This window comes from Rhizobium lentis (assembly GCF_014200175.1).
In the GTDB taxonomy this organism is placed as follows: Bacteria; Pseudomonadota; Alphaproteobacteria; order Rhizobiales; family Rhizobiaceae; genus Rhizobium; species Rhizobium mulingense.
On the sequence record NZ_JACHBD010000001.1, the window covers coordinates 766134 to 788278 of the forward strand.

At 61.3% G+C, this 22145-nt stretch carries 24 protein-coding genes; 10 read left to right on the forward strand and 14 right to left on the reverse strand.

Annotated elements, in window-relative coordinates; all coding sequences use genetic code 11:
• The first annotated feature begins 17 nt into the window (after positions 1–17).
• The gene (locus GGI60_RS03735) at positions 18–1115 is read left to right on the forward strand and encodes a calcium:proton antiporter (RefSeq protein ID WP_183912500.1); all 1098 of its coding nucleotides are present in this window, start codon (positions 18–20) and stop codon (positions 1113–1115) included.
• A gap of 25 nt (positions 1116–1140) precedes the next feature.
• Here the strand turns inward: GGI60_RS03735 and GGI60_RS03740 are convergent, their stop codons facing one another.
• The 5 genes from GGI60_RS03740 to GGI60_RS03760 all read right to left on the reverse strand — a co-directional run bounded on the left by GGI60_RS03740 (position 1141) and on the right by GGI60_RS03760 (position 5076).
• Entirely contained in the window at positions 1141–2010 is an 870-nt protein-coding gene (locus GGI60_RS03740; RefSeq protein WP_183912498.1) for a 3-deoxy-manno-octulosonate cytidylyltransferase, read from the reverse strand.
• 28 nt (positions 2011–2038) lie between these two features.
• A complete protein-coding gene (locus tag GGI60_RS03745) occupies positions 2039–2944 on the reverse strand; it encodes a glycosyltransferase family 8 protein (protein ID WP_183912496.1) in 906 nt (301 codons plus the stop codon).
• Positions 2945–3127: 183 nt separating this feature from the next.
• A complete protein-coding gene (locus tag GGI60_RS03750) occupies positions 3128–3514 on the reverse strand; it encodes a type II toxin-antitoxin system VapC family toxin (protein ID WP_183912494.1) in 387 nt (128 codons plus the stop codon).
• A complete protein-coding gene (locus GGI60_RS03755; protein WP_088690111.1) occupies positions 3511–3777 on the reverse strand; it encodes a type II toxin-antitoxin system Phd/YefM family antitoxin in 267 nt (88 codons plus the stop codon). Before GGI60_RS03755 ends, GGI60_RS03750 begins: the two co-directional genes overlap by 4 nt.
• Positions 3778–3873: 96 nt before the next feature.
• The gene (locus GGI60_RS03760) at positions 3874–5076 is read right to left on the reverse strand and encodes a pyridoxal phosphate-dependent aminotransferase (RefSeq protein WP_097604652.1); all 1203 of its coding nucleotides are present in this window, start codon (positions 5074–5076) and stop codon (positions 3874–3876) included.
• 237 nt (positions 5077–5313) lie between these two features.
• Here GGI60_RS03760 and GGI60_RS03765 point away from each other — a divergent pair, with 237 nt between their 5' ends.
• The 4 genes from GGI60_RS03765 (at position 5314) to GGI60_RS03780 (ending at position 11561) form a co-directional block, all read left to right on the forward strand.
• Positions 5314–6987 carry a glycosyltransferase family 39 protein gene (locus tag GGI60_RS03765; RefSeq protein WP_183912492.1) on the forward strand — a complete coding sequence of 558 codons (1674 nt, stop codon included), beginning with the start codon at positions 5314–5316 and terminating at the stop codon, positions 6985–6987.
• 223 nt (positions 6988–7210) lie between these two features.
• On the forward strand, positions 7211–9595 hold the full coding sequence (locus tag GGI60_RS03770) for a marine proteobacterial sortase target protein (protein ID WP_183912490.1): 2385 nt from the start codon (positions 7211–7213) through the stop codon (positions 9593–9595).
• On the forward strand, positions 9585–10358 hold the full coding sequence (locus tag GGI60_RS03775) for a class GN sortase (RefSeq protein ID WP_183912488.1): 774 nt from the start codon (positions 9585–9587) through the stop codon (positions 10356–10358). The genes GGI60_RS03770 and GGI60_RS03775 overlap by 11 nt, the downstream gene beginning before the upstream one ends.
• Positions 10359–10418: 60 nt before the next feature.
• Positions 10419–11561, forward strand: a complete 1143-nt coding sequence (locus GGI60_RS03780; protein WP_183912486.1) for a PQQ-dependent sugar dehydrogenase — start codon at positions 10419–10421, stop codon at positions 11559–11561.
• Between the two features lie 4 nt (positions 11562–11565).
• On the opposite strand, the gene GGI60_RS03785 is transcribed toward GGI60_RS03780, so the two are convergent.
• On the reverse strand, positions 11566–12036 hold the full coding sequence (locus GGI60_RS03785) for a DUF3052 domain-containing protein (RefSeq protein ID WP_183912484.1): 471 nt from the start codon (positions 12034–12036) through the stop codon (positions 11566–11568).
• A gap of 97 nt (positions 12037–12133) precedes the next feature.
• Here GGI60_RS03785 and GGI60_RS03790 point away from each other — a divergent pair, with 97 nt between their 5' ends.
• The 3 genes from GGI60_RS03790 to GGI60_RS03800 all read left to right on the forward strand — a co-directional run bounded on the left by GGI60_RS03790 (position 12134) and on the right by GGI60_RS03800 (position 14336).
• A complete protein-coding gene (locus GGI60_RS03790; RefSeq protein ID WP_183912482.1) occupies positions 12134–13024 on the forward strand; it encodes a DMT family transporter in 891 nt (296 codons plus the stop codon).
• Between the two features lie 485 nt (positions 13025–13509).
• Entirely contained in the window at positions 13510–13725 is a 216-nt protein-coding gene (locus tag GGI60_RS03795; protein WP_003561293.1) for a cold-shock protein, read from the forward strand.
• A gap of 149 nt (positions 13726–13874) precedes the next feature.
• Positions 13875–14336: a BA14K family protein gene (locus tag GGI60_RS03800; protein ID WP_004680172.1), complete on the forward strand. Its 462-nt coding sequence runs from the start codon at positions 13875–13877 to the stop codon at positions 14334–14336.
• 59 nt (positions 14337–14395) lie between these two features.
• On the opposite strand, the gene GGI60_RS03805 is transcribed toward GGI60_RS03800, so the two are convergent.
• On the reverse strand, positions 14396–15268 hold the full coding sequence (locus GGI60_RS03805; protein WP_183912480.1) for an oxidoreductase: 873 nt from the start codon (positions 15266–15268) through the stop codon (positions 14396–14398).
• A gap of 35 nt (positions 15269–15303) precedes the next feature.
• On the opposite strand from GGI60_RS03805, the gene GGI60_RS03810 reads away from it, so the two are divergent.
• On the forward strand, positions 15304–15762 hold the full coding sequence (locus GGI60_RS03810; RefSeq protein WP_183912478.1) for a helix-turn-helix domain-containing protein: 459 nt from the start codon (positions 15304–15306) through the stop codon (positions 15760–15762).
• Here the strand turns inward: GGI60_RS03810 and GGI60_RS03815 are convergent.
• The 5 genes from GGI60_RS03815 to GGI60_RS03835 all read right to left on the reverse strand — a co-directional run bounded on the left by GGI60_RS03815 (position 15759) and on the right by GGI60_RS03835 (position 19968).
• Positions 15759–17135 (reverse strand): ATP-binding protein, encoded by a 1377-nt coding sequence (locus GGI60_RS03815; protein ID WP_183912476.1) that lies wholly within the window; start codon positions 17133–17135, stop codon positions 15759–15761. The two genes, GGI60_RS03810 and GGI60_RS03815, sit on opposite strands and share 4 nt — an antisense overlap.
• Positions 17136–17318: 183 nt before the next feature.
• Entirely contained in the window at positions 17319–18020 is a 702-nt protein-coding gene (locus tag GGI60_RS03820) for a response regulator (RefSeq protein WP_004680166.1), read from the reverse strand.
• Positions 18021–18512 (reverse strand): MarR family winged helix-turn-helix transcriptional regulator, encoded by a 492-nt coding sequence (locus tag GGI60_RS03825; protein ID WP_183912474.1) that lies wholly within the window; start codon positions 18510–18512, stop codon positions 18021–18023.
• A 362-nt stretch (positions 18513–18874) separates the two neighbouring features.
• Complete coding sequence (locus GGI60_RS03830; protein ID WP_097605065.1) at positions 18875–19144, reverse strand: hypothetical protein; 270 nt, start codon at positions 19142–19144, stop codon at positions 18875–18877.
• A gap of 206 nt (positions 19145–19350) precedes the next feature.
• Positions 19351–19968 carry a DUF1236 domain-containing protein gene (locus GGI60_RS03835; RefSeq protein WP_183912472.1) on the reverse strand — a complete coding sequence of 206 codons (618 nt, stop codon included), beginning with the start codon at positions 19966–19968 and terminating at the stop codon, positions 19351–19353.
• Positions 19969–20253: 285 nt separating this feature from the next.
• On the opposite strand from GGI60_RS03835, the gene GGI60_RS03840 reads away from it, so the two are divergent.
• Positions 20254–20946, forward strand: a complete 693-nt coding sequence (locus GGI60_RS03840) for an MBL fold metallo-hydrolase (RefSeq protein WP_183912470.1) — start codon at positions 20254–20256, stop codon at positions 20944–20946.
• 18 nt (positions 20947–20964) lie between these two features.
• On the opposite strand, the gene GGI60_RS03845 is transcribed toward GGI60_RS03840, so the two are convergent.
• Positions 20965–21306, reverse strand: coding sequence for a tRNA-binding protein (locus GGI60_RS03845; RefSeq protein WP_183912468.1), 342 nt, complete (start codon positions 21304–21306; stop codon positions 20965–20967).
• Between the two features lie 11 nt (positions 21307–21317).
• A complete protein-coding gene (gene proC / locus GGI60_RS03850) occupies positions 21318–22145 on the reverse strand; it encodes a pyrroline-5-carboxylate reductase (RefSeq protein WP_183912466.1) in 828 nt (275 codons plus the stop codon).

The following is a 22145-nucleotide window of genomic DNA, read 5'->3' on the forward strand; positions in this document are numbered from 1 at the left end:
GGAACCGGAGCTGAAACTTGACCATCGCTTCACGCTTAAAAGAGGAAAAATATCTGGTCGCCGCACTTGCCGCTGCGGCGATCGCCTATCTCCTGGAGCATACGGTGCTCGAAATGGGACGCGGTGTCGCGCTGCTTGCCGCCGCGGCCTTGGTCGCCACCATCGTGCTTGCGTCGATCCGCGTTGCCCATCATGCCGAACTGCTCGCCGTCATGGTCGGCGATCCCTACGGCACGATGATCCTGACACTTTCAGCACTCGCCGTCGAAGTCATCATCCTCGCCATCATGATGACGGGCGAGAGTTCTCCGACGCTGGTACGCGACACGATCTATTCGGCCCTGATGCTCGACATCAACGGCATCCTCGGCCTCGCCGCCCTTCTCGGCGGTCTTAAACACGGCGAGCAGCCCTATAACGACAATTCGGGCAAGACCTACGGCGTGATGATCCTCACCGCTATGGGCATCTCCATGATCGTGCCGGAATTCGTGCCGAGGGATAAGTGGCACTATTATTCCGCCTTCACGATCGTCGCGATGATTGCGCTTTACGGCCTCTTCCTGCGCATGCAGGTCGGGCAGCACAGCTATTTCTTCAGTTACAGCTACCCGCGCTCCGAGCGGAATAAGGAAAGTCACCGCGAGCACGACACCGAGGAGTCGGCCGCGGTCTCGATCGTGACCATCCTCGCAGGCGTCGTCATCATCGGCCTGCTGGCGGAGTTCATGTCGGCTTTTATGGCTGAGGGCCTTCGCGATAGCGGCGCCCCGATCGCAGTGACCGCGGTCGTCGTCGCGGCGATTTCGGCCGCACCCGAGATATTGACCGCCTTGAGGGCGGCGTTGAGGAACCGCATGCAGGCAACGGTCAACATCGCCATGGGCGCCTCGCTGTCGACGGTGATCCTGACGGTGCCCGTCATGGAAGCGATCGCGCTCTACACCGGCCAGCCCTTCATCATGGCGATGACCCCGGTGCAGACGGTGATGGTCACGATCACGCTGATTGCCGCGGCAATCAATCTCAACGACGGCGAGACCAACGCCATCGAAGGCATGACGCATTTCGTCCTCTTTTCCGCCTTCGTCATGCTGACGGCGCTGGGGCTTTGAAGACAGAACACTGCGGTGAAGCAGCTTATCCCTTCGACTTTTCGAGGAAGCGCTCTTTCCGGGTTTTCGGCTTGAAGCGCCGGAAGAAATTCTCGATGGCGCGAATGGATTTGGTGACCGACATCAGCCTGTCGATCTGGCCGTTGGCATTGTGGAGCCGCTCGGACAAGACTTCGGCCGCCGTCATGGCGATCTCGATCGGCGGGACGTCAGGAAATCTTTTGGCGAGCGCCGAATAGGGGCTGGCGTCGACGCCGCCCATCATCGAGATCGAGCCCATTCTGGCAAAGAGGCGCAGAAATATCTGCTCGAACGTCCAATCGTGCACGTCGAAGACCTTCCACTTCTCGCTTCTCTTAGCCGAAAAGCCGGCAAGCAGGATCTTGCCCGGCAGTTGCAGGTCGGCGAGCCAGAACGCCATCGCAAAGCCGCTGGTGGCGATTTTGCCCGTCGGATAGAGATCGTCAAGCATTTGCGTCAAGTCGAGGTGGCGGGCCTTGGCGCCTTTGAAGCGGCTTTCCTCGCTGAAATTTTCCTCCGGGGAGACGCGAAGATTGATGACACCCAGGAAGTCATCGCCGGCAAAGAAGCGCAGAACATCGCCCACTTCGCGCCGATGGACGATATTGGCGCCCATGACGCCGCTACGGGCAACCAGCACCGCACGACCGGCGAAAGGCTCGTCCAGCACCTTGTAGACATTGTTGAAGAAGACGTAGAGCGCGGTCTCCGGCAGCTCGCTTCTGAGCCGTTCGAAATCGACCGCTTCGCTATTCGCCACAAGCACGATGTGGGAATAGCGCGACAGCAGCGCCTTCCACGCTTCCGGTGTCAAAAGATTCACTCCGCCATCTTCGGCGGCCGTAGTCCTGATATCGCTCGGAATTGATTCCATCGGCTCACATGCACTTTCCAAGAACGATCTAGCTGTTGCTGAAATAGGCGCGCATCCGTGCAAGCCGCGTCAGCCCGCCGATCTGCTTTCCCACATGCGAGAAGAAACCGGCAACCCGGCCCGCCGCCGACGGCTGCTTGCAGAAGGAAGCCCACGGCGTGTTGCGGAGATCCTCGACATAACGGTTTGCCATCTGCCGATGCACCCAAGGCACAGTGGGTTGCCACGGTTTCTTGCGGCCGGTGAAATGGAGGATCGCCGGCCGGGCGACGAAAGGCAGCAGTCCCGTCTGCGTGTTCCAGCACGGATCGAGCACCAGCCAGTCGCCGTTGAATGTGACGTTCAGCGCATCCTGATCGTTGTTTTCGAACAGATGCGAGCGCTCCTCGAAGATCTCCCGGGTTTTGGCAAAAAGCCCCTTCGCCCGGCAGACCGACCAGTCGAACAGCAAGACGCCGGCGTTGAAGTAGCGTCCGCCCTCGCCCATGCCGATCTTGCGCTGCCGCGCGCCCGCCTTCTCGGGAAAGGCCATGACATAGTCATCAACGGCGGCAAGCGCCTTGCCGTGAAGATCCCTGGTGAAGAGTTCGTCGACGGACGCTACCGCCAGCACATCGGCGTCGAGGTAAAGCAGGCGCTCGATATTCTCGGGAATTTGCAGATCCATATAGAGCCGCGCCAGGGTGGCGGCGGACCAACGGCCCCGCGCCTGCAGTCCGGCATCGGGCGTCGCATAGGGCAGCACGGTGATCGTCATGTCGTTCAGGCGCGCGAAGCTTTCGACCTCGCCGACCTCGTTCGGCTTCAGGTCGATGCCGAGAAGCAGGAACTCGACGCCGGCCTTCGCCAGATTGCGCTTGACGGAAAGCAGGGTGCAGCAGGCAGCCGGCAGCATGTTGACGTCGGAACAGACGATGACGGCACTCTGCTGCAAAATCCGGCCTCCCCAAAGCGGCAACTTGAACTTGATGCCAGGATATCTAGTTGGTTTGGCGGCCGCCCGCAACCTGAGATCACCCGCGCCGTTGGCGCTCCCCGGCACGATTTGAATCGGAATTCAACGGCTTGCGAGGCAAAGCGGAATCGATGCCGCAAGGTCTTCAATCCGGATGTAAGCCTATAGCCGCAGCGCCAGCGGATGATTGACAAGCAATCGGTCGACCGTCGCAAGCTGCAAGCCCTCGACCTTGCACTGTGCCAGCAGCAGGCGGTCGAAGGGATCACGCGTCTCCGGCTCCGGGTCGGCGGCGGTGATGACGTGCTGAATTTCGATCCGCAGCAGTATCAGACCTATTTCTTCGAGTGACCCCGCAATGTCTTCAAGCGGCATGCCTGGATCCAGCTTTCCCAGACGAGCCTTGATCGCCGTTTCCCACAGGCTTGCGACGCTGACGAAGCCTAGTGTTTTGCTGTCGCCAAGCAGCGAGGCGATCTCAGGAAATCGCTGGCCAGCGTCTTTCCGCAGGATCGCCAGAGCGATGTGGGTATCAAGAAGAAGCCTCATGGCTCCGGCAACGGCCTCAGAAGAAAATCTTCAGGCAGCGGGTCGTCGAAATCGTCCGCGATGAAAGGCACTGGGTTGGTGATACCCCGAGCACGAAGATAAGCCTGACCGGCCTCCAAGTTTAAACCGCCACGCTTCTGATGCGGCACGAGATCGAAAACCGGCTTGCCGTTACGGGTCACGATAATGGTCTCGCCTTCCTCGACCTCGCGGGCAAGCTCGGTCAGGCGGTTCTTCGCGTCGCGGATCGTCACGGTCTTCATGCCACAAATGTAGCCACATGCAGCCACATCGTCAACGCGCAAACAAAAAGGCCCGCCGTTGCCGGCGGGCCTTCGATCGATGTTATCGCAACCGGCTTACTTGCAGGCGGCGCAGAAGCGCTGGATGCGGCGGCAGGCTTCCTCGAGCAAATCCTCCGAGGTTGCGTAGGAGATGCGGAAGTTCGGGCCGAGACCGAAGGCCGAACCATGAACGACGGCCACACCTTCCGATTCTAGAAGCTCGGAGACGAAATCCTCATCCGTCTCGATGACCTTGCCGGAAGGTGCGGTCTTGCCAATCAAACCCTTGCAGGACGGGTAGACGTAGAAAGCGCCCTCCGGAACCGGGCAGACGATGCCCTTGGCCTGGTTCAGCATGGACACGACGAGATCGCGGCGGCCTTCGAAGATCTTCTTGTTCTCAGGGATGAAGTCCTGCGTGCCGTTCAGCGCCTCGACCGCCGCCCACTGGGCGATCGAGGTCGCGCCCGAGGTCTGCTGGCCCTGGATCATGTCCATCGCCTTGATGAGCTGGATCGGGCCGGCCGCATAGCCGATACGCCAGCCGGTCATTGCATAGGCCTTGGAGACGCCGTTCATCGTCAGCGTGCGGTCGTAAAGCTTTGGTTCGACTTCAACAGGCGTGACGAACTTGAAATCGCCATAGGTCAGGTGCTCGTACATGTCGTCGGTCAGCACCCAGACATGCGGATGCTTCATGAGCACGTCGGTCAGCGCCTTCAGCTCGGCATGCGTATAGGCAGCACCCGTCGGGTTGGACGGCGAGTTGAAGATGAACCACTTGGTTTTCGGCGTGATCGCCTTTTCGAGATCGGCGGCCTGGAGCTTAAAATTGTGTTCCTGGGTCGCCGAAACGAAAACCGGCGTGCCGCCGCACAACGCCACCATTTCAGGATAGGAAACCCAGTAGGGCGCAGGGACGACGACTTCGTCGCCCGGGTTCAGCGTCGCCATGAAGGCGTTGAACAGGATCTGTTTGCCCCCGGTGCCGACGATCGTCTGCTCCCAGGAATATTCCAGGCCGTTTTCGCGCTTGAACTTGGCGGCGATCGCCTTGCGCAGTTCGGGTATGCCGGAAACCGGCGTGTACTTTGTCTCGCCGCGGTTGATCGCGTCGATGGCGGCCTTCTTGATATTCTCGGGCGTATCGAAATCCGGCTCGCCGGCGCCCAGCCCGATGACGTCGCGTCCTTTTGCTTTCAGCTCGCGCGCTTTCTGAGAGACGGCGATAGTGGCTGAAGGCTTCACACGGGAAAGAGCATCGGCAAGGAAGGCCATGATATCGGTCCTAATGGTTGAAACGGGCAGAAAGCCGGGACCGGAGTTCTGCGGTTAGCTCTATGTCCAATGTATGACGGCATTTCAAGCGCAAAGGCGTGATGGGGGCAATGATTCTTATTGATCGTTTTCGCCACACAGAGCGTGCCGGGGTTCTTGCCATCTTAGCACGAGGAGGAGGGTCAATACTCAATTTGGATGAATTGCTTTTTAAGCCGCTGCTGATGAACTGCCGGCATGACAAAGCCGCCCCGCAAGCCCTCCGCACCACTGCGTCTCGCGCCGGACGAACTGGAATTGAATCGGCCCGGAAGTCGGCAATACCCGCAGGAGACGATCGACCGGGAAATGGGTGCCCGCAACTATCTGAACCTCGACACGGCGATCTTGCTGGGGATCCTGATTATTGCGATCGTCTTCAGATTCCACAGGATCACCTTGCCGCTGGTCGACGGCTTCAGTTGGCGTGAGATTAGCACCGCCATGATGGCCGACAACTTCCAGCAGCGCAGCTGGAACATCTTCTTTCCCGAGGTCAGCTGGACCGGGCCTGGGCCAAGCTATCAGGGCCGCGAGTTCCAGATCGTCAGCTACATTACAGCCCTGCTCTACCAACTCTTCGGCTGGCACGACTGGTTCGGCCGCGTGGTTGCAGCCTTCTTCGGCCTGCTGACCGTGTTTTCGCTACACAGGCTGACGGCGCTGTGCTGGGGCGAGATGCACGGGCACGCGGCAGCATTGGCCTACACGCTGATGCCGGCGGCAATCCAGATTGACAGCTCGTTTCTTCCCGATCCCGCGATGCTGGCCTTGGTCACTCTTGGTGTCTGGCTGTTCGCCAAATACTGGGTCGGCGGCAGAGGCTGGCTCTTGCCCCTCGCCACGGCCAGCTTCTCGCTCGGCGTGCTGTCAAAGCCTCCGGGCATCGCCGCCGGCGCCGTCATCGTCTATCTGATGGTGTGCTGGATTCTGGAGAAGAGATGGAAGCAGGCGAGCTTGGTCTTGCTGTCAGGGCTTTTTAGCCTGGCCATTATCGGCGCTTATTTCAACTGGGCGATCTATCTCGCCCGCAGCTATCCGCCGTTTCATTTCGCCGGCAGCGGCGGCTATATCTGGGATTACGGCTTCTGGACATATGTCAGGGACAGGTTCTACTTCAAATCCGCATGGAACACTTCGGTCTTATGGTTCTACGGCTATCCATTCATGGTGCTGTTCGCCGTCGGCATGTGGATGCCGCCTAGACCGGCCGAAGACCCGAAGCAACGCATCCTTTCGGCCATTCCCTATGTGTGGCTGGCTGCGGCGTTAATTCTTTATCTGGCGGCGGCGGGCGAGATCACCAGCAATGTGTGGAACTTCCACATCTTCCACGTGCCGGTCGCGATATTCTGCGGCCATGGCGCGCTTCTTCTGGCTAGGCTTTCATCGAGTACCTTTCTGACGCCGGCGGTGATGCTTCGCTCGATCTGTATCGTGGCCATAGCGCTCGGCTGGTCGACCCTTCCCCTCGTCAGGACGATGAAGAAGCCAATCGCGATGAAGGGCAAGCTTCTTGGCGAGGAACTGGCGCGGCTGACGCAACCGGGCGACCTCGTCGTCGCCATCGCGCCCGACGTCGGTGATCCCGTCGCAGTTTACTACAGCAGGGCGCGCGGCTGGGTATTCCCGCCTGGCGGAGGCGATTCCGAATGGTCGAAATTCGTCGCGGATGACGCCACCGCGATCGCACAGCTCGAGGAACTGCGCGCGCAGGGCGCGGATCTGTTCGGCGTCGCGAAGAACGCCATGGACAAGCAGGGCCTGCTGTTCGTCGAGCATCATAAGGGCGTGATCGATTATCTGGACAGGACCGCAACCAAGCTTACGGATTCAGAGGACTTGCTGGTCTACAGGATCACCCCTCCATGAGAGCCGCGACAGAAGTGGATGCTCGGTGACCCCTCCGACCACCGACACTTTCGCATCGCTTTTAGTCACCTATGTCCTTTTAAATCAGACAGATCGGCGGGTTTCGTCATCGCCACGAATAAGCCGCAACAAATGCCGCACGCCGCCGCAATTCGGTCGCGAGCGCGCCGAGATCGAAGCCGCATCATTGCGTCATCCGAAATTGGTTATTGAGGGTACGCCAATGTTTCTGGAAGATGAGCTCGCCATCGGGCGCATGCGCATGCGCCGGATTTCCATTTCATTTCTTGTCGCCGCCACCGCCTTTGTCGCCTGCCTCGCAGCCATGCTGGGACTTGCCTCCGCCGCGCGCGCCGAGGCGCAGCAGACATCCGGTCAGCTCGCGGCCCTTGTCCGGCCGAATGATGTCAACAGCGGCTCGCTGCTCTTCCCGTCGAAGGAGCCCGGCTTCTACGTCGAAGCGCCGCGGCTGAAGACCGACGTCGCCATCGACGTTTCTGGCCCGATCGCCAGGGTGAAGGTGACGCAGCGCTTCCAGAACCCGAGCCAGGGTTGGGTCGAGGGCACCTATGTCTTTCCGCTGCCGGAGAATTCCGCCGTCGATGCGCTGAAGATGCAGATCGGCGAACGCTTTATCGAGGGCCAGCTCAAGCCGCGCCAAGAAGCCCGCGATATCTACGAGCAGGCCAAGGCCGAAGGCAAGAAGACGGCATTGCTCGAACAGCAGCGGCCGAACATCTTCACCAATCAGGTCGCCAATATCGGCCCCGACGAAGAGATTGTCGTGCAGATTGAATATCAGCAGACGGTCCGCCAGTCGGGCAGCGAGTTCTCGCTGCGCTTCCCGATGGTCGTCGCGCCGCGATACAATCCAGCGCCGATCGTCCAGACCGTCGAGTTCAACAACGGCGCCGGCTTCGCCACACCGCGCGATCCGGTGGAAAACCGTGAGAAGATCGAAGCGCCGGTTCTCGATCCGCGCGAGAATGCCAAGATCAACCCGGTCTCGCTGACCGTCAACCTCAAGGCGGGTTTTCCGCTCGGCGACGTCACATCGTCCTTTCACGCGGTCGATATTGGACAGGACGGCGACCAGGCGAGGACGATCAGCCTGAAGGGAGATGCCGTCCCCGCCGACAAGGATTTCGAGCTCACTTGGAAGGCTGCTCCCGGCAAGATGCCGAGTGCCGGTCTCTTTCGCGAGGTCAAGGACGGCAAGACCTATCTGCTCGCTTTCGTCACTCCCCCGACGGCGCCAGACGCGGGAGTATCACCGGCAAAACGCGAGGTCATCTTCGTCATCGACAATTCCGGCTCCATGTCCGGCCAGTCGATCGAGCAGGCAAGGCAGAGCCTGGCGCTCGCCATCTCGAGATTGAGTAAGGACGACCGCTTCAACGTCATCCGTTTCGACGATACGATGACGGACTATTTCAAAGGCCTCGTCGCCGCCACCCCTGATAACCGCGAAAAAGCCATTGCCTATGTCAGGGGCCTGACCGCCGACGGCGGCACGGAGATGCTGCCTGCCCTTGAGGATGCGCTGCGAAACCAGGGTCCGGTCGCAAGCGGCGCGCTGCGCCAGGTCGTGTTCCTGACCGACGGCGCGATCGGCAACGAACAGCAGCTCTTCCAGGAAATCACCGCAAACCGCGGCGATGCCCGCGTCTTCACCGTCGGGATCGGCTCGGCGCCGAACACTTATTTCATGAGCAAGGCCGCCGAAATCGGCCGCGGCACCTTCACCCAGATCGGCTCGGCCGATCAGGTGGCAAGCCGCATGGGCGAGCTCTTTGCCAAGCTGCAGAACCCCGCAATGACCGATATCGCCGCGACCTTCGAAGGCACGCAAGCCGAGGACATCACGCCAAACCCGATGCCCGACCTCTACAGCGGCGAGCCCGTGGTGCTGACGGCGGAACTGCCGCAGGACAAGCCCGCCGGCAAGCTGCAGATCGTCGGCAAGACGGTCGACCAGCCCTGGCGCGTCGAGATGGATATCGCTCACGCAGCCGACGGCAACGGCATCTCCAAGCTCTGGGCGCGGCGCAAGATCGACGATTTCGAAGCCCGCGCCTATCAACGCCAGGATCCTGCCGCGCTCGACAAGGATATCGAGACGGTGGCGCTTGCCCACCACCTCGTCTCCCGCGTCACCAGCCTCGTCGCCGTCGACGTCACCCCGTCACGGCCGGCAAACGAGCCGCTCGGCGCGGCGAAGCTGCCGCTCAACCTGCCCGACGGTTGGGATTTCGGGAAGGTGTTCGGCGAAAATGCTGTGCCGCCTGGCGGCGGACAGCACCACGGCTCCATCATGCCGACGGAGGGTTTCGGACCGCAGCAGGCTGCCGCCGTCATCCAGGGGCGCGGCCCATCGCCCGGGATCGCAAACCTGATGGCCGCAGCTCCGACCGCGAAGGCCGCCACTATGATCGCGCAGAAGACTTCGACCGTGAATCTGCCGCAGACGGCGACCCGCGCCGACGAACAGATCATGCGCGGGCTTACCATGCTGCTCTTGGCGCTGATGGCGGCAAGCGGCCTGGCAGTGTGGCGCCGGCGCCTCAAAGGCCTCTTCATTGTCGGAGGCAGGCGCAATGGCCGCTAGTCGCCCTGCCGATAGGAACGAGGGGGCGGCTGAATTCGAGCCGCTTCCGACCTACCTGGAACTCGCCATGGCCGCGGCCACAGCCCACGACAGACCGAAGGCGCGCCAGAAGAAGGGCTTCTTCCTCTGGCGTCTTTCGTCGATCGAAAAGGCGATCGCCATTGGGATTGCCGGCCTTGCGCTCTACGGCCTGGCGCTGATCGGCGACGGTTTCCTGCTGAAGGCGAAGGCGGAGCTTTCCCAGGTGCTGCTGAGACACGCCTTCGCTGCCGAACTGCGGGGCGAAACGACGAAACCCTGGCCCTGGGCGGACTTCACCACGGAGGCCAAGGTGCGCGCACCGCGCCTCGGCAAGGAGGCAATCGTGCTGTCCGGCGCTTCCGGCGAAGCGCTCGCCTTTGGTCCGGCCTGGCTCGCCAACACGCCGCAGCCAGGCGATCAAGGCACCGCGGTGATCGCCGCCCATCGCGACACTCACTTTCGCTGGTTGCAATATATAAAGCCGGGCGACGCCATCGAAGTCACCCGCCGCGACGGCAAGGTCCTGACCTTCAAGGCCGGCGAAGGCCGCATCGCTCCCTGGAATGCCAGCGGCATCGATCCCGCCTCAGACGGCCGCCACTTGGTGTTGACCACCTGCTGGCCCTTCGATGCGACGGAGCGCGGGCCGCTGCGCTACATCCTCGAAGCCGAACTGGTCGATGGCGAGGCGACAGGTTCCGTTCAACGGGCGAACACAAAGCCGTTATTGCAGGCCGAATGAGGTTGAACCCCTCCCCTGTCCGCTCCAGGTTTGAGGCTGGAGAGACGACGGGGAAACAAGATGAAGAGACTGTCCGCCTTCCATTTCGCCGCAGCGCTTTTTTTGTTCGGTGCCGTATGGGCTGAAGCCGCCGAGACCGTCAACACTCAAGGCCCCGCCGTCCGTGTCGACAAGCTCGCCGACGGGCTCGACCATCCCTGGGCGGTCGAGGTCTTGCCCGACGGCGCCTATCTCGTCACGGAGCGGCCGGGCCGCATGCGCATCATCCGCGACGGCAAGCTCTCCGAGCCAATCGGCAACGTGCCAAAGGTCAGCGCCCGTGGCCAGGGCGGCCTGATGGACGTGGCGCTCGCCCCGGACTTTGCGACATCGAGAAAGCTCTATTTCACCGCCGCCATCGCCAACCGGCAGGGCTCCGGCACCGAGGCCTTCAGCGCCACGCTGTCCAATGACGAAAAGCGACTCGACGCCGTCAAACCTGTTTTCACCATGCGGCGCTTCACCTCGGGCAATATTCAGTATGGCTCGCGCATCGCGATCGCCCCTGATGGTACGCTGTTCATCAGCGTCGGCGACCGCGGCGACCGCGATCGATCGCAGGACTGGCAGGATGATGCCGGCTCGATCATCCACATCAATGCCGATGGCAGCATTCCCGCCGACAACCCCTTCAAAAACGGCGGCAAGGCGCTGCCGGAAATCTGGTCGAAAGGCCATCGCAACCCGCAGGGCATCACTTTCGACGCCAAGGACGGCAAGCTTTACACCGTCGAACACGGCGCGCGCGGCGGTGACGAGATCAACCAGCCCGAGGCGGGCAAGAATTACGGCTGGCCGATCATCACCTATGGCCGCGACTATTCCGGCGCCGAGATCGGCGAAGGCACCGCCAAGAAAGGGCTGGAACAGCCGCTGCATTATTGGGATCCGTCGATCGCACCCGGCGCACTCGCCGTCTATCGCGGCGCCATGTTTCCGGAATGGGACGGCGATTTCATCGTCGCTGCGCTGAAATTCCAACTGCTCTCGCGCATGCAGCGCGACGACAGCGGCGCCTTCGTCGCGGAAGAGCGCCTGTTCGAGGGCGAATATGGCCGGATCCGCGATGTCGTCGTCGCACCCGACGGCGCGTTGCTGTTTGTGACTGATGAGGATGATGGCGCGCTGCTCAGGGTTTCCAGAGCACAAGCCGACAACGGCTGAGACGTCACAAGGCTCCGCGCAGCTCCTTGCGGATGACGAATTTTAACCCTGACCAGGTTTCTTCGACAGCGCAGACCTTGACGTCAACCAGACCGATTGGGAGCAGCATTTCCCGCAGCACATCCTCGGTGACATCGGTCGGCACCCGCGAACTCTTTTTCGGCCAGGAGATCCAGAGCACACCTTCCGGCTTTAAAACATCGAAGAGCTTAGTCGCGACAGCCTCCAGCGCCGCCCGTTCGGTCACAAACAGATGCACATAGTCGAACGCCCGCCGAGGCGTCTCCGGAAGCGCAAGGGCGACCGAGGCAAAACCATCGAAGTCATGGATGTCGCCAATCGTTTCGGGAACGCCGAGAAGAGCAGCCGCCTGTCCGCGCGCAAGCCCGAGCTTTCTGGCAAGCGGCGTGCCGGAATAGCCTGCCGTCTTTAGAGCCGCTCTATCCCCGGTCGACCGCCCCTCTCCGCGTCGCATGCCCCCGCCTCCGTCCTCAGGCATCAAGTCTTCACCCTTGCCGAAAGGAAACGCAACTGTTAACCGCTGGAAATATACCCATCCCATAGAGGTCGACATGACGCGCGTTCAGGCGAATCTCCTCCTATTGCTTGCAGCCGCCATCTGGGGCGGCGGCTTCGTCGCGCAGTCGACGGCGATGAAGGCGATCGGCCCGTTCTGGTTCATCGGCCTGCGTTTTGCCGTCGCCACATTTGCCGTGCTGCCTTTCGCCTTTTTCGAAGCGCGCAAGGCCAAGGCGAAGACAAGCAAGCGGCATGCGAGACTCTACATGCTGACCGGTCTTGCCCTTTTCGGCGGCGCCGCCACGCAACAGGTGGGGCTGCAGACGACGACAGTGACGAACTCCAGCTTCATCACCGGCCTCTATGTCGTCTTCGTGCCGCTGATCGCCGTGTTCTTCCTGCGCCGTGCCCCGCATTGGATCATCTGGCCGGGCGCACTGATGGCCGTCGCGGGCATTTACCTGCTGTCCGGCGGTCATCTCTCGGCGCTGACGTCAGGCGATTTGCTGACCGTCGTCTGCGCCGTCTTCTGGTCGATCCAGATCACCCTTGCCGGCACGACGGTCGCCGAGACCGCAAGGCCGCTGGCGCTTTCCGTCACGCAATTCGCCATCACCGCGGTCTGCGCGCTGGCAATGGCGGCCGCCTCCGAACCGATCAGTCTCTCCTCAGTATGGGCCGCAGCCCCGCAGATCCTCTATGTCGGCATCTTCTCCTCTGGTCTGGCCTTCGTGCTGCAGGTGATCGGCCAGCGCTACACGACGCCCTCGCAGGCGGCGTTCTTCCTCTCTTCCGAAGCTCTTTTCGGCGCATCGCTTGCAGCGCTGCTGCTCGGTGAGTCGATGTCGGCGACGGGCTATACAGGTTGCGCGCTAATGTTTATCGCTATGCTTGTGGTCGAACTCGTGCCGAGCTTCGCCCGCCGGGGCCTGCGGGCGGCCTGAACACGCTTTCAAATATGGGTGGATGGGCAATCCAAAAAAAATTCACTGCACCGGAACAACGCGTTCACGTTGCATTTTTGGCAAAATCTGCTCGAAATTTATATTGCAGACGATACAAAACGTTAATCATGTTCCCTTCGGCGAAGGAAATTTTGTGTTTTTGCGCAAATTGGCTGTTGGCGGGAGTGTGCCCTGAACGACACGTTAAAAAACTTTTGCTTGCCAAAATCCCGGAAACGCCGCACTCTCGCCTCGTTCGGGCATTTTGCGAGCATGGGAAGTCCTTAAGTATTTGCGCGCCGGAAACGCTAATATTCCGGTCAGCCGGTTCCAAAAAGGCGGGCGAAAGTCCTGTCTGGGGCAGGCCGAGGTAGAGGGGACCTTTTTCTCACATTTCAAGAATTGCCTGCCAACACCTCCCGCAAGGAGGCAATGCTATGATGCTGCCCGTGTGGATGGCGGGCAGAGAGAAAAGGACCTGACGCATGGCCGAAACTGGCACTGTAAAATTCTTCAATACCGACAAAGGCTTCGGCTTCATCAAGCCGGACCGGGGCGGCGCCGATATCTTCGTTCACATTTCTGCCGTCCAGGCCTCCGGGCTGGCCGGTCTGACGGAAAACCAGAAGGTAAGCTTCGACACGGAGCCGGATCGCCGCGGCAAGGGCCCCAAGGCCGTCAATCTGCAGATTGCAGGCTGAACCCTTAACAAGGCTGTCGAATTTCGAGTTGAGGCCCGGCAGCAATGCCGGGTTTTGTCATTCAGCCCTCGTTCAGCTAGCGGGCTGTACCTCTAGCATCATCGAGAAAGGAACCGGGGTTCGGTTCCCGGGATTAGGATTTTATGCTGATGAACAGGCTCGCAAAAACTCTTCTGCTGACGGCAACCGCTGCTGCACTTACCCTTTCTGCGATTGGCGAGGCATCGGCCGGCGATCACCATTGGCGCCATCATAACAACAATGACGCCCTCGTCGGCGGCGCGGTCGGCCTCGCCACCGGCCTGATCGTCGGCTCGGCGATCGCCAATGCCAATAACGGCCCGGTTTACGATGAACCCCGCTACATCGACCCGCCCTACGAGCCCAGCTATTACGAGCCCGCTCCGGTCTATCGCGCCCCGCGCCGCGTCTATGTCGAGCAGCCGCAATACGTCGAAGAGCCGCGATATTATGCGCCGGTCCGCACCGCTGTGGAGCCCTGGTCGCCGCAGTGGGAGCGTTATTGCTCTTACCGCTATCGCTCCTTCGACCCGCGCAGCGGCACTTACATCGGCAACGACGGCCGCAGCCATTTCTGCACCGCCGGCTAATCTTCCGTCAATTCATCATGAAGCGCCGCTCCTGAGCGGCGCTTTTGTTTTTGGCTTCGTCAGCCGGGCTTCTTCTCCCAGGGCATCGGTCCCACCTCGGCATCAGGCTCTAAATCGGTCGAGACGCTGACGGCGCGCCATTCCCGGTCGGCTGCGATGCGCGCTGCATCCGCCTTCTCGACGTTGCGCACCGCATCGCTGCCAAGCAGCAGCCGGAACGGCGGCTCGTCGAGACCGGCAATGTGGATAATAACCGCAGCCGCTTTGGCGGGATCGCCGGGCTGACGGCCGTCATACTCGCGCTGAAAGCGCACCGTGGCGCCGACCGTTTCCGCATATTCCGCCCGCCCCTCGGCAAGCACTGTCGAAGCGCCGGCGAAATCCGTCCTGAAGCCGCCGGGCTCAACCACCGTCACCTTGATGCCGAATGGCGAAACCTCCTTCGCCAGCACTTCGGAGAAACCCTCGATACCGAATTTTGCCGCCGAATAAGCGCCGCGGCCGGCAGGCCCGATACGCCCGCCGACGGAGGAGAACTGAATAATATGGCCCGCCCCCTGCCCACGCATCAAGGCGATCACCGCCTTGCTCATGATGATCGTGCCGAACAGGTTGGTTTCGATCTGGGCGCGGAAATCGGCAAGGCTGGTATCCTCGATCGAGCCGACATTGCCATAGCCCGCATTGTTGACGAGCACGTCGATACGGCCGAACCTCTTGACGGCTGCCTCGACGGTTGAGGCCGCTGCCGCCTCGTTCGTCACGTCAAGCGCCAGCGTCAGCACCTGCCCGCCATAGCGCTCGGAAAGATCGGCAAGCTGGGCGGGATTGCGTGCCGTCGCCACCAGATTGTCACCGGAGGCCAGGACTGCCTCCGCCAGCGCCCGGCCGAGACCGCGCGAACTCCCCGTAATCAACCAAACCTTCGACATCGGAAACCTCTTCTTCATTGGTTCCCTGCCCATGTATGATCTATCGTTTCCAATCGAAAGAAGGCACCAACACGATCCATACGCACCCCGAGGTAACAAAGGTGACCGGCGACATATTCGATTTCTGCAGCAACATGACGGATGAACAGGATGCGCGAGCGCGCGCCTTGGTCGAGCGGGCGGCGGCAAAATGGCCGCTGCGCATCCTGCACGTGCTCTCCGATGCCGGCGCGCCTTTACGTTTCTCGCGTCTGATGGAGCGGGTCGAGGGCATCAGTCAGAAAGTTCTGACGCAGACGCTGCGTACCCTCGAAAGCGACGGCCTCATCATCCGCACACTCTATCCCGAGGTGCCGCCGCGCGTCGAATATGAATTGACGCCGCTCGGATTCGACCTTCTCATGCAGGTCGCAACGCTTTGGCGATGGATCGTCGAGCGCCTCGGCGATTTCGATGCGCGCAATGCCGTAAAGCTCACGGCAACGAGTGTTTAAGCCGGAATGCGGATCGTCGCCCTCAAGCCTCCAAGCGGGCTGTCGCCGAGCGTGACGTTGCCGCCATGGCTGCGGGCAATGTCACGGGCGATCGCAAGACCGAGCCCGGTGCCCGACGCATCGAGGTTGCGCGCCGCGTCCAGCCGGAAGAACGGTTTGAACACGTCCTCGCGATTCTTCTCCGGAATGCCCGGCCCGTCATCGTCAAAGATAACGGTCAGCCATTTGGCGTTGTGTTTGGCTTCGATGTCGAGCCTGTTGGCATAGCGGCGCGCGTTCGAGGCCAGGTTGGTGACGAGACGCATAAAGGCGTTCGGCCTGACCGATATCTCGTCGTCGCCTTCAATCGAATAGGCGAATGTCTTGCCGTGCAGGGCGAAATCGGCTTCCAGTTTGGCGAAGATCTCGCTGAGCTTCAGTTCGCCGACATCCTCTTCGACCTCGCCGCGCGCGAAAGCCATGTAAGCCTCCAGCATCGTCTGCATATCATTGACGTCATCGTTCAGACCATGCAGGTCGGGATTGTCGCCGGCGAGCGCCAGTTGCAGTTTGAAGCGAGTGAGGATGGTGCGCAGATCGTGGCTGACGCCGGAGAGCATCGCCGTACGCTGCTCGATCTGCCGCTCGATGCGCTCGCGCATCAGAATGAAGGCAAGGCCGGCGCGCCGGACCTCGTCGGCGCCGCGCGGATAGAAATTGTCGGGCTTCTGCCCCTTACCGAAGCTTTCGGCCGCCCGCGCCAGCATCAGGATCGGGCGTATCTGTCCCCGCAGGAAGAGGATCGAGATACCGATCAGCACCAGCGAGGTGCCGACCATCCAGACGATGAAGATATGGGTATTCGAGGCATAGGTCTGACTGCGTTTGGCCAGCACCCTGAGGATCTTGTTTTCCAGCTTGATGCGGATCTCGACCAGATTCGAGTTGCCGACCGTGTCGATCCAGAAGGGCCGGTGGATCTCGTCGGTGATCTCGTCGCTGAGGATGCCGTCAAGGATCGAGAAGAACGGCTTGACCCGCGGCGGCGGCAGGTCGCCGTCGGGCTCGATCGAGATCTGCAGGTTGAGCTGATCACGCGCGATGCGGATAATCTCGCCATAGTCCGAATTCTGCGGATAGGTCTCAACAATCTCGATGATCGCGGCGATGTCGCGGGTGACGGCGAGCGACAGCCGCTCCGTCACCATCTGCCAGTGGCGCTCCATGAAGACGGCGGCGACGACGGATTGCAAGAGCACCATCGGAATGATGATGATCAGCAGCGAGCGTGCGTAAAGCCCGGTGGGCAATCGGCGCCGCAGCCAGCGGACGATCCAGCGCCAGCCCGCAGCAGGAGCGCGGTCTTCCCGCCGCAAGCTGTCGATTGTCGCCATCAACGTCGGTCCTGGCCTTTCAGAGCATGGTGCCGGAAAGTGTGAACCATTATCGGCATCATGTTCCGTTTCCTCAAATCTAAAGCATGTCGCGCAAAAGTGTGCAGCGGTTTTGCGATAGCGACATGCGCAAAAACAAAGATCTAAAGCGCGACAAGCGAATCTGAAAGATCGCGCAGCGCTTTAGTCGATGCTCAGCCTGTATCCGATCCCGCGCACTGTCTGCAGCCAGACGGGGTTGGCCGGATCCTCCTCGATCTTGCGCCTGAGCCGGTTGATCTGCACGTCGATCGTCCGCTCGCCGACCTCAGTGTCGTTGCCGATCAGCTCGTGCCGGGGGATCGTGTCACCGGCGCGGCGCGCAAAGAGCAGCATGATTTCCTGCTCGCGGTCGGTGAGCCGGATCACCTCGCTGGCCTTCTTCAACTCCTTGCGGGTCAAGGAGAAAGTATAGGGCCCGAACATCACCTGTTCGATCTTCAGCCCCTCTCCGCCGGCGTTACGACGTAGGATGTTGTTGATGCGCAGCACCAGCTCGCGCGGATCGAAGGGCTTGGAGAGATAGTCGTCGGCGCCGGCCTCGAGGCCTTCGATGCGGTTGCCCGATTCCGCCAGCGCTGTCAGCATGATGATCGGCACGTTCTTGATGGCGCGAAGCCCGCGGGTGACGTCGATGCCAGATTCACCAGGCATCATCACATCCATGATGATGAGATCGAAATCGAGACCCGCAAGCTTACGCTGCGCCTCGGCGCCGTCGGCCGCGACGGTGACGCGAAAACCGTTCTCCGCAAGATAACGATTGAGCAGCGCGCGGATGCGGGAGTCGTCGTCAACCACCAGCAGATGCGCCGCATCATCGGAAATACCTGTCTTGACCGCCATTCAATCCGCCTTCTTTCTGTCCCGCATGCCCCCGAGGAAGGCCTTCACCCCCTCCCGCACCTGCGCGGAGGCTCCTTCGAATGCCCGCTCAATGCGGCGCGATTGCGGCTCTGCGAGCGCAAGCGCCAGCTCGCGCCCCGATTTCGTCGGATAAAGCTTGCGCTGCCGCCGGTCCTCAGGCCCCGCCACCTGGCGAATATAGCCTGAATCGATCAGCTGTTTCAGCACCCTTGCAAGACTCTGCTTGGTGATCTTCAGCGTGTCGAGAAGATCGGCCACCGTCATGCCGGGATTGCGGTTGACGAAATGCACGACACGATGATGCGCCCGGCCGAAACCGCTCTTTTCGAGGATGGCGTCGGGATCGGAAACGAAGTCGCGATAAGCAAAGAAGAACAGCTCGATGATCTCGAAATCGATCGTCTCGGTATCTTCCATCGGCGTGGCCAACGGCTCCGGCTTGCCCGTTTTCGGACCGGTCTGTCGTGACACTCGGCTTTCCTTTCTCTTCTCCGCACTGCGGGACGTTTCGCGGGGATAGGTCAGTTTTGTTGACTTAAATTTGCGTCACTGCCGGCTTTCCGAACCCTGCGGCAGCCCCGCAGGGACCTTTATCTGCTTGGCATTTCTTGGAACCAAGGCCCATCCGGCGCACCGCGCAATTTCCCCCTGCATCTGTGGATAAAACGTAATGGGGACAACAATCAACAGGCATGGCGCGTGGAGCGCCGGAGGTGTCAGGCCGATCGCCTGGCGCGGCAGCGGGATGATGGGCGTTTCGGCGCAGGCCGACTGCATTCTATCCGGCGGCGATCGCCGCCGGATAAGCCCTTCACATGATCGGTGCGGTCGGGCTACCTATGCGCCCGCGCCATCACCAGTCCGGCGAGCGTCGAGAGAATGCCGCCGCCGATCAGGCCGCCGATACCGTCGGCAATCAGCCCGGTCGCTGCAACGTCCCCGCCGACCATGCCGAGCAGCATGCCGCCGCCGACACCGCCGATCGCGCCGGCAATCGTACGGGCCACGACATTGATCGCATGCTGCTTCAAGGCGGCGCTCGCAGCATTGCCGCCGATGGCACCGGCAATCAATTGGACGATGAACGGAAGTAGGGCTTCCATGATTTCCTCCTTAGCGATCTCCCCGATCGCCGCCAATATGCCGAACCTTCGGCATGTTAGCATTTTATCATACTCGAGAAAAAAGGCGTGAAGAAAAATCAACCGATGCGTGATTAAGGCGAAGAGCCAGCGACCGCCGGGGTCGCGAAGTCTTCTCAAACGAAAGGCGGCCCGGTGGCCGCCTCGATTCAACTTGATCGACCATTTTATTGATAGACATAGACGATCCGGCGCGTGCCGGGATCGACCAGCACGGGACGGTCGTTGATCCTGGTATAACGGTATTCATAATCGGGGATGGTCTGGAATGTGACATCATCCGGCACTTCGGCACCGACGACGACATCGCCGCCGAGCCGCACCGTATCAATTGGATTGGTTTCGATATAGGTGCGCACCGTCTCCGGCGGAGTGATGGTCTCGACAGCCCCGACCGGGCCGATCAGTTCGTCGCCTGGCGCCGGCTGCGGGTCAGCCGGGACGACGCTGGCGGTCGACTCGTAAGTGACGACGGGAACGCCGATTTCGGCGCGGTGCTGCTCGACGATCACCTGGTTGCCGCCATAATCCATCTGCAGATAATCGGCATAGACCCAGCCGCGCATGCCGTTGACGTCGACGCGGCACCAGCGGCTGCCTTCGATGCAGCCATCGAGCACTGCGGTCGAGCCGCGGGTAGCAAGGCCGACTGTAGGATATTGCGGACCCGGACCTGCGCGGACGTTGAGGTCGTTGACCGTGGTCGCGACCATCTCCGCCTGCGCCAGACCGCCGGTCGCCAGGAGCACGGCTCCAGCCAGTAGGATGTTTCTCTTCAAGGTCATGTGAGCGTCTCCTTGGTTTCGATGGCCGGACAACGCGCGGCGTTCCACGATGTTCCCCTGGCCTCCGCCCGACAAATGGGCGACATCAGAGAACCACGGACAAGCATTTGAAAAATATAGAAAAAGCCTAATTCTACCGCTGCATGGGAGAAGCGGCGAACCCTATAAATTTGTGTTGCAGCTTGTTTTTTTGCCGTGAAACAGCTCGCGCACCAGCAGATTCCGGCTGTCCTTGCCGTCGTTTCGAACTATACCTGAGCACCCGAGACACCAAGCGAGGCGCTTATGGGCATGCTCCAGGCCGGCATCATTCCGGTGACACCTTTTCAGCAGAACTGCACGGTCTTCTTCGATCCAGATACCCTGGAAGGCGTCGTCGTCGATCCGGGTGGCGACGTGCCGCTCATTCTCCAGGCGATCCAGAAGAGCGGCCTGACCATCAAGGAAATCTGGCTGACGCACGGCCACCTCGACCATGCTGGCGGCGCCAAAGAGTTGAAGGAAGCCCTCGGCGTCGACATCGTCGGCCCGCACCAAGACGACCTGCCGCTGTTGCAGCGCATCGAGACCCAGGCGGCGAACTACGGCATATCAGGATTGCGCAACGTCCTGCCCGACCGCTGGCTCAAGGATGGCGACAAAGTTTCCTTCGGCGTCCACGAGTTTGAGGTCTATCACGCGCCCGGCCATGCCCCCGGACATGTCATCTATTTTAATCGCGCACAGAACTTCGCCCATCTCGGCGACGTGTTATTTAACGGCTCAATCGGCCGCACCGACCTGCCCGGCGGCAATCATCAGCAGCTTCTGGATTCGATCCGCGATAAGGTGCTGCCGCTCGGCGACGATGTCGGCTTCATCTGCGGCCACGGTCCCGGCAGCCGCATCGGCGATGAACGCCGCAGCAATCCGTTCTTGCAAGAAATCCGAGCCGATGGGCTAGCCGGCGCGGGTTCGTCAGGCGAAACCACCCGATAAAACGGTGTGAGCTGACACTCACATCATTTTCCGACCGTTCGGTACGCCTTGTTCGACAGCCGCAAGCACGATCGCGCCGTTCTCGTCCTCGAAGCCCAGCGTCAGCACTTCCGAGCGAAACGGACCGATCTGGCGCGGCGGGAAGTTGACGACGCCGAGCACCTGCCGGCCGACCAGGCTTTCCGGCGTATAATGCACGGTGATCTGCGCCGAGGATTTCCTCGTGCCGATCTCGGGACCGAAATCGATCACCAGCTTGAACGCCGGTTTGCGCGCTTCCGGAAAGGGACTGGCCTCAACGATGGTGCCGACACGTATGTCGACACGATCGAAATCGGCGTAGGTGATCTCTTCGGCCATAAGTGGCTCCGTCAGCCGGCCAGTTCCTCGGCCCGCTTGCGCGCTGCCGCGAGTGCCGAGTCGAACAAGGGCTGCATGCCGTTTTCGGCCATCAGCACCGCCAACGCCGCCGCCGTCGTGCCGCCCGGAGAAGTCACGTTCTGCCGCAGCCGCGAAGCATCGTCGGGGGACTGGTGCAAGAGTTCACCAGCCCCCGCGACAGTTTCCCGCGCAAGACGCATGGCGAGGTCCGCCTGCAGGCCGAGCTTACGGCCCGCCTCCGCCATACATTCGACGAGATAGAAAACATAGGCCGGGCCACTGCCGGAAAGCGCCGTCACGGCATCGATATCGGCTTCCGCGGGCACCCATTCGACCGGGCCGGAAACGCGCAGAAGCGAATGGACGCGCTCGCGCTGCTGATCGCTGACCGCTGAATTGGCATAGGCCCCGGTGACCCCACGACCGACCATGGCAGGCGTGTTCGGCATGGCCCGTACCATGGCGGCCTTCCCGAGATGCTTTTCGAGAAAACCGAGCGTCTTGCCGGCAGCGACCGAGACGACGACCGTCTCCGGCCCGACAGCGCTTTTCACCGCCGGCAACACCGCCTCCATCACCTGCGGCTTCACCGCAAGGAACAAGACGCCTGCCTTCAACCCTGCCGGAAGCGCTGCAAGATGGGTCGCTCCCGCCTCACCGATCGTCGCCAGCATCGCCGGCGACGGGCCGGGATCTACGACGATGACGGCCGAGCCCGGAACGCCGCTCTTCAGCCAGCCGGAGAGCATCGCGCCACCCATATTGCCGGCGCCGATCAGAACGACGGGATGCTTCGAGGAGAAAGCCTTGGCTGGCAT

What these genes read in the sequence shown, in the direction of transcription:
- GGI60_RS03740 (WP_183912498.1), bottom strand. Translation starts at nt 2,010, where the DNA reads ATGGAATCAATTCCGAGCGATATCAGGACTACGGCCGCCGAAGATGGC.
- GGI60_RS03750 (WP_183912494.1), bottom strand. Translation starts at nt 3,514, where the DNA reads ATGAGGCTTCTTCTTGATACCCACATCGCTCTGGCGATCCTGCGGAAA.
- GGI60_RS03755 (WP_088690111.1), bottom strand. Translation starts at nt 3,777, where the DNA reads ATGAAGACCGTGACGATCCGCGACGCGAAGAACCGCCTGACCGAGCTT.
- GGI60_RS03760 (WP_097604652.1), bottom strand. Translation starts at nt 5,076, where the DNA reads ATGGCCTTCCTTGCCGATGCTCTTTCCCGTGTGAAGCCTTCAGCCACT.
- GGI60_RS03765 (WP_183912492.1), top strand. Translation starts at nt 5,314, where the DNA reads ATGACAAAGCCGCCCCGCAAGCCCTCCGCACCACTGCGTCTCGCGCCG.
- GGI60_RS03770 (WP_183912490.1), top strand. Translation starts at nt 7,211, where the DNA reads ATGTTTCTGGAAGATGAGCTCGCCATCGGGCGCATGCGCATGCGCCGG.
- GGI60_RS03775 (WP_183912488.1), top strand. Translation starts at nt 9,585, where the DNA reads ATGGCCGCTAGTCGCCCTGCCGATAGGAACGAGGGGGCGGCTGAATTC.
- GGI60_RS03780 (WP_183912486.1), top strand. Translation starts at nt 10,419, where the DNA reads ATGAAGAGACTGTCCGCCTTCCATTTCGCCGCAGCGCTTTTTTTGTTC.
- GGI60_RS03785 (WP_183912484.1), bottom strand. Translation starts at nt 12,036, where the DNA reads ATGCGACGCGGAGAGGGGCGGTCGACCGGGGATAGAGCGGCTCTAAAG.
- GGI60_RS03790 (WP_183912482.1), top strand. Translation starts at nt 12,134, where the DNA reads ATGACGCGCGTTCAGGCGAATCTCCTCCTATTGCTTGCAGCCGCCATC.
- GGI60_RS03795 (WP_003561293.1), top strand. Translation starts at nt 13,510, where the DNA reads ATGGCCGAAACTGGCACTGTAAAATTCTTCAATACCGACAAAGGCTTC.
- GGI60_RS03800 (WP_004680172.1), top strand. Translation starts at nt 13,875, where the DNA reads ATGAACAGGCTCGCAAAAACTCTTCTGCTGACGGCAACCGCTGCTGCA.
- GGI60_RS03805 (WP_183912480.1), bottom strand. Translation starts at nt 15,268, where the DNA reads ATGTCGAAGGTTTGGTTGATTACGGGGAGTTCGCGCGGTCTCGGCCGG.
- GGI60_RS03810 (WP_183912478.1), top strand. Translation starts at nt 15,304, where the DNA reads ATGATCTATCGTTTCCAATCGAAAGAAGGCACCAACACGATCCATACG.
- GGI60_RS03815 (WP_183912476.1), bottom strand. Translation starts at nt 17,135, where the DNA reads ATGGCGACAATCGACAGCTTGCGGCGGGAAGACCGCGCTCCTGCTGCG.
- GGI60_RS03820 (WP_004680166.1), bottom strand. Translation starts at nt 18,020, where the DNA reads ATGGCGGTCAAGACAGGTATTTCCGATGATGCGGCGCATCTGCTGGTG.
- GGI60_RS03830 (WP_097605065.1), bottom strand. Translation starts at nt 19,144, where the DNA reads ATGGAAGCCCTACTTCCGTTCATCGTCCAATTGATTGCCGGTGCCATC.
- GGI60_RS03835 (WP_183912472.1), bottom strand. Translation starts at nt 19,968, where the DNA reads ATGACCTTGAAGAGAAACATCCTACTGGCTGGAGCCGTGCTCCTGGCG.
- GGI60_RS03840 (WP_183912470.1), top strand. Translation starts at nt 20,254, where the DNA reads ATGGGCATGCTCCAGGCCGGCATCATTCCGGTGACACCTTTTCAGCAG.
- GGI60_RS03845 (WP_183912468.1), bottom strand. Translation starts at nt 21,306, where the DNA reads ATGGCCGAAGAGATCACCTACGCCGATTTCGATCGTGTCGACATACGT.
- proC (WP_183912466.1), bottom strand. Translation starts at nt 22,145, where the DNA reads ATGCCAGCCAAGGCTTTCTCCTCGAAGCATCCCGTCGTTCTGATCGGC.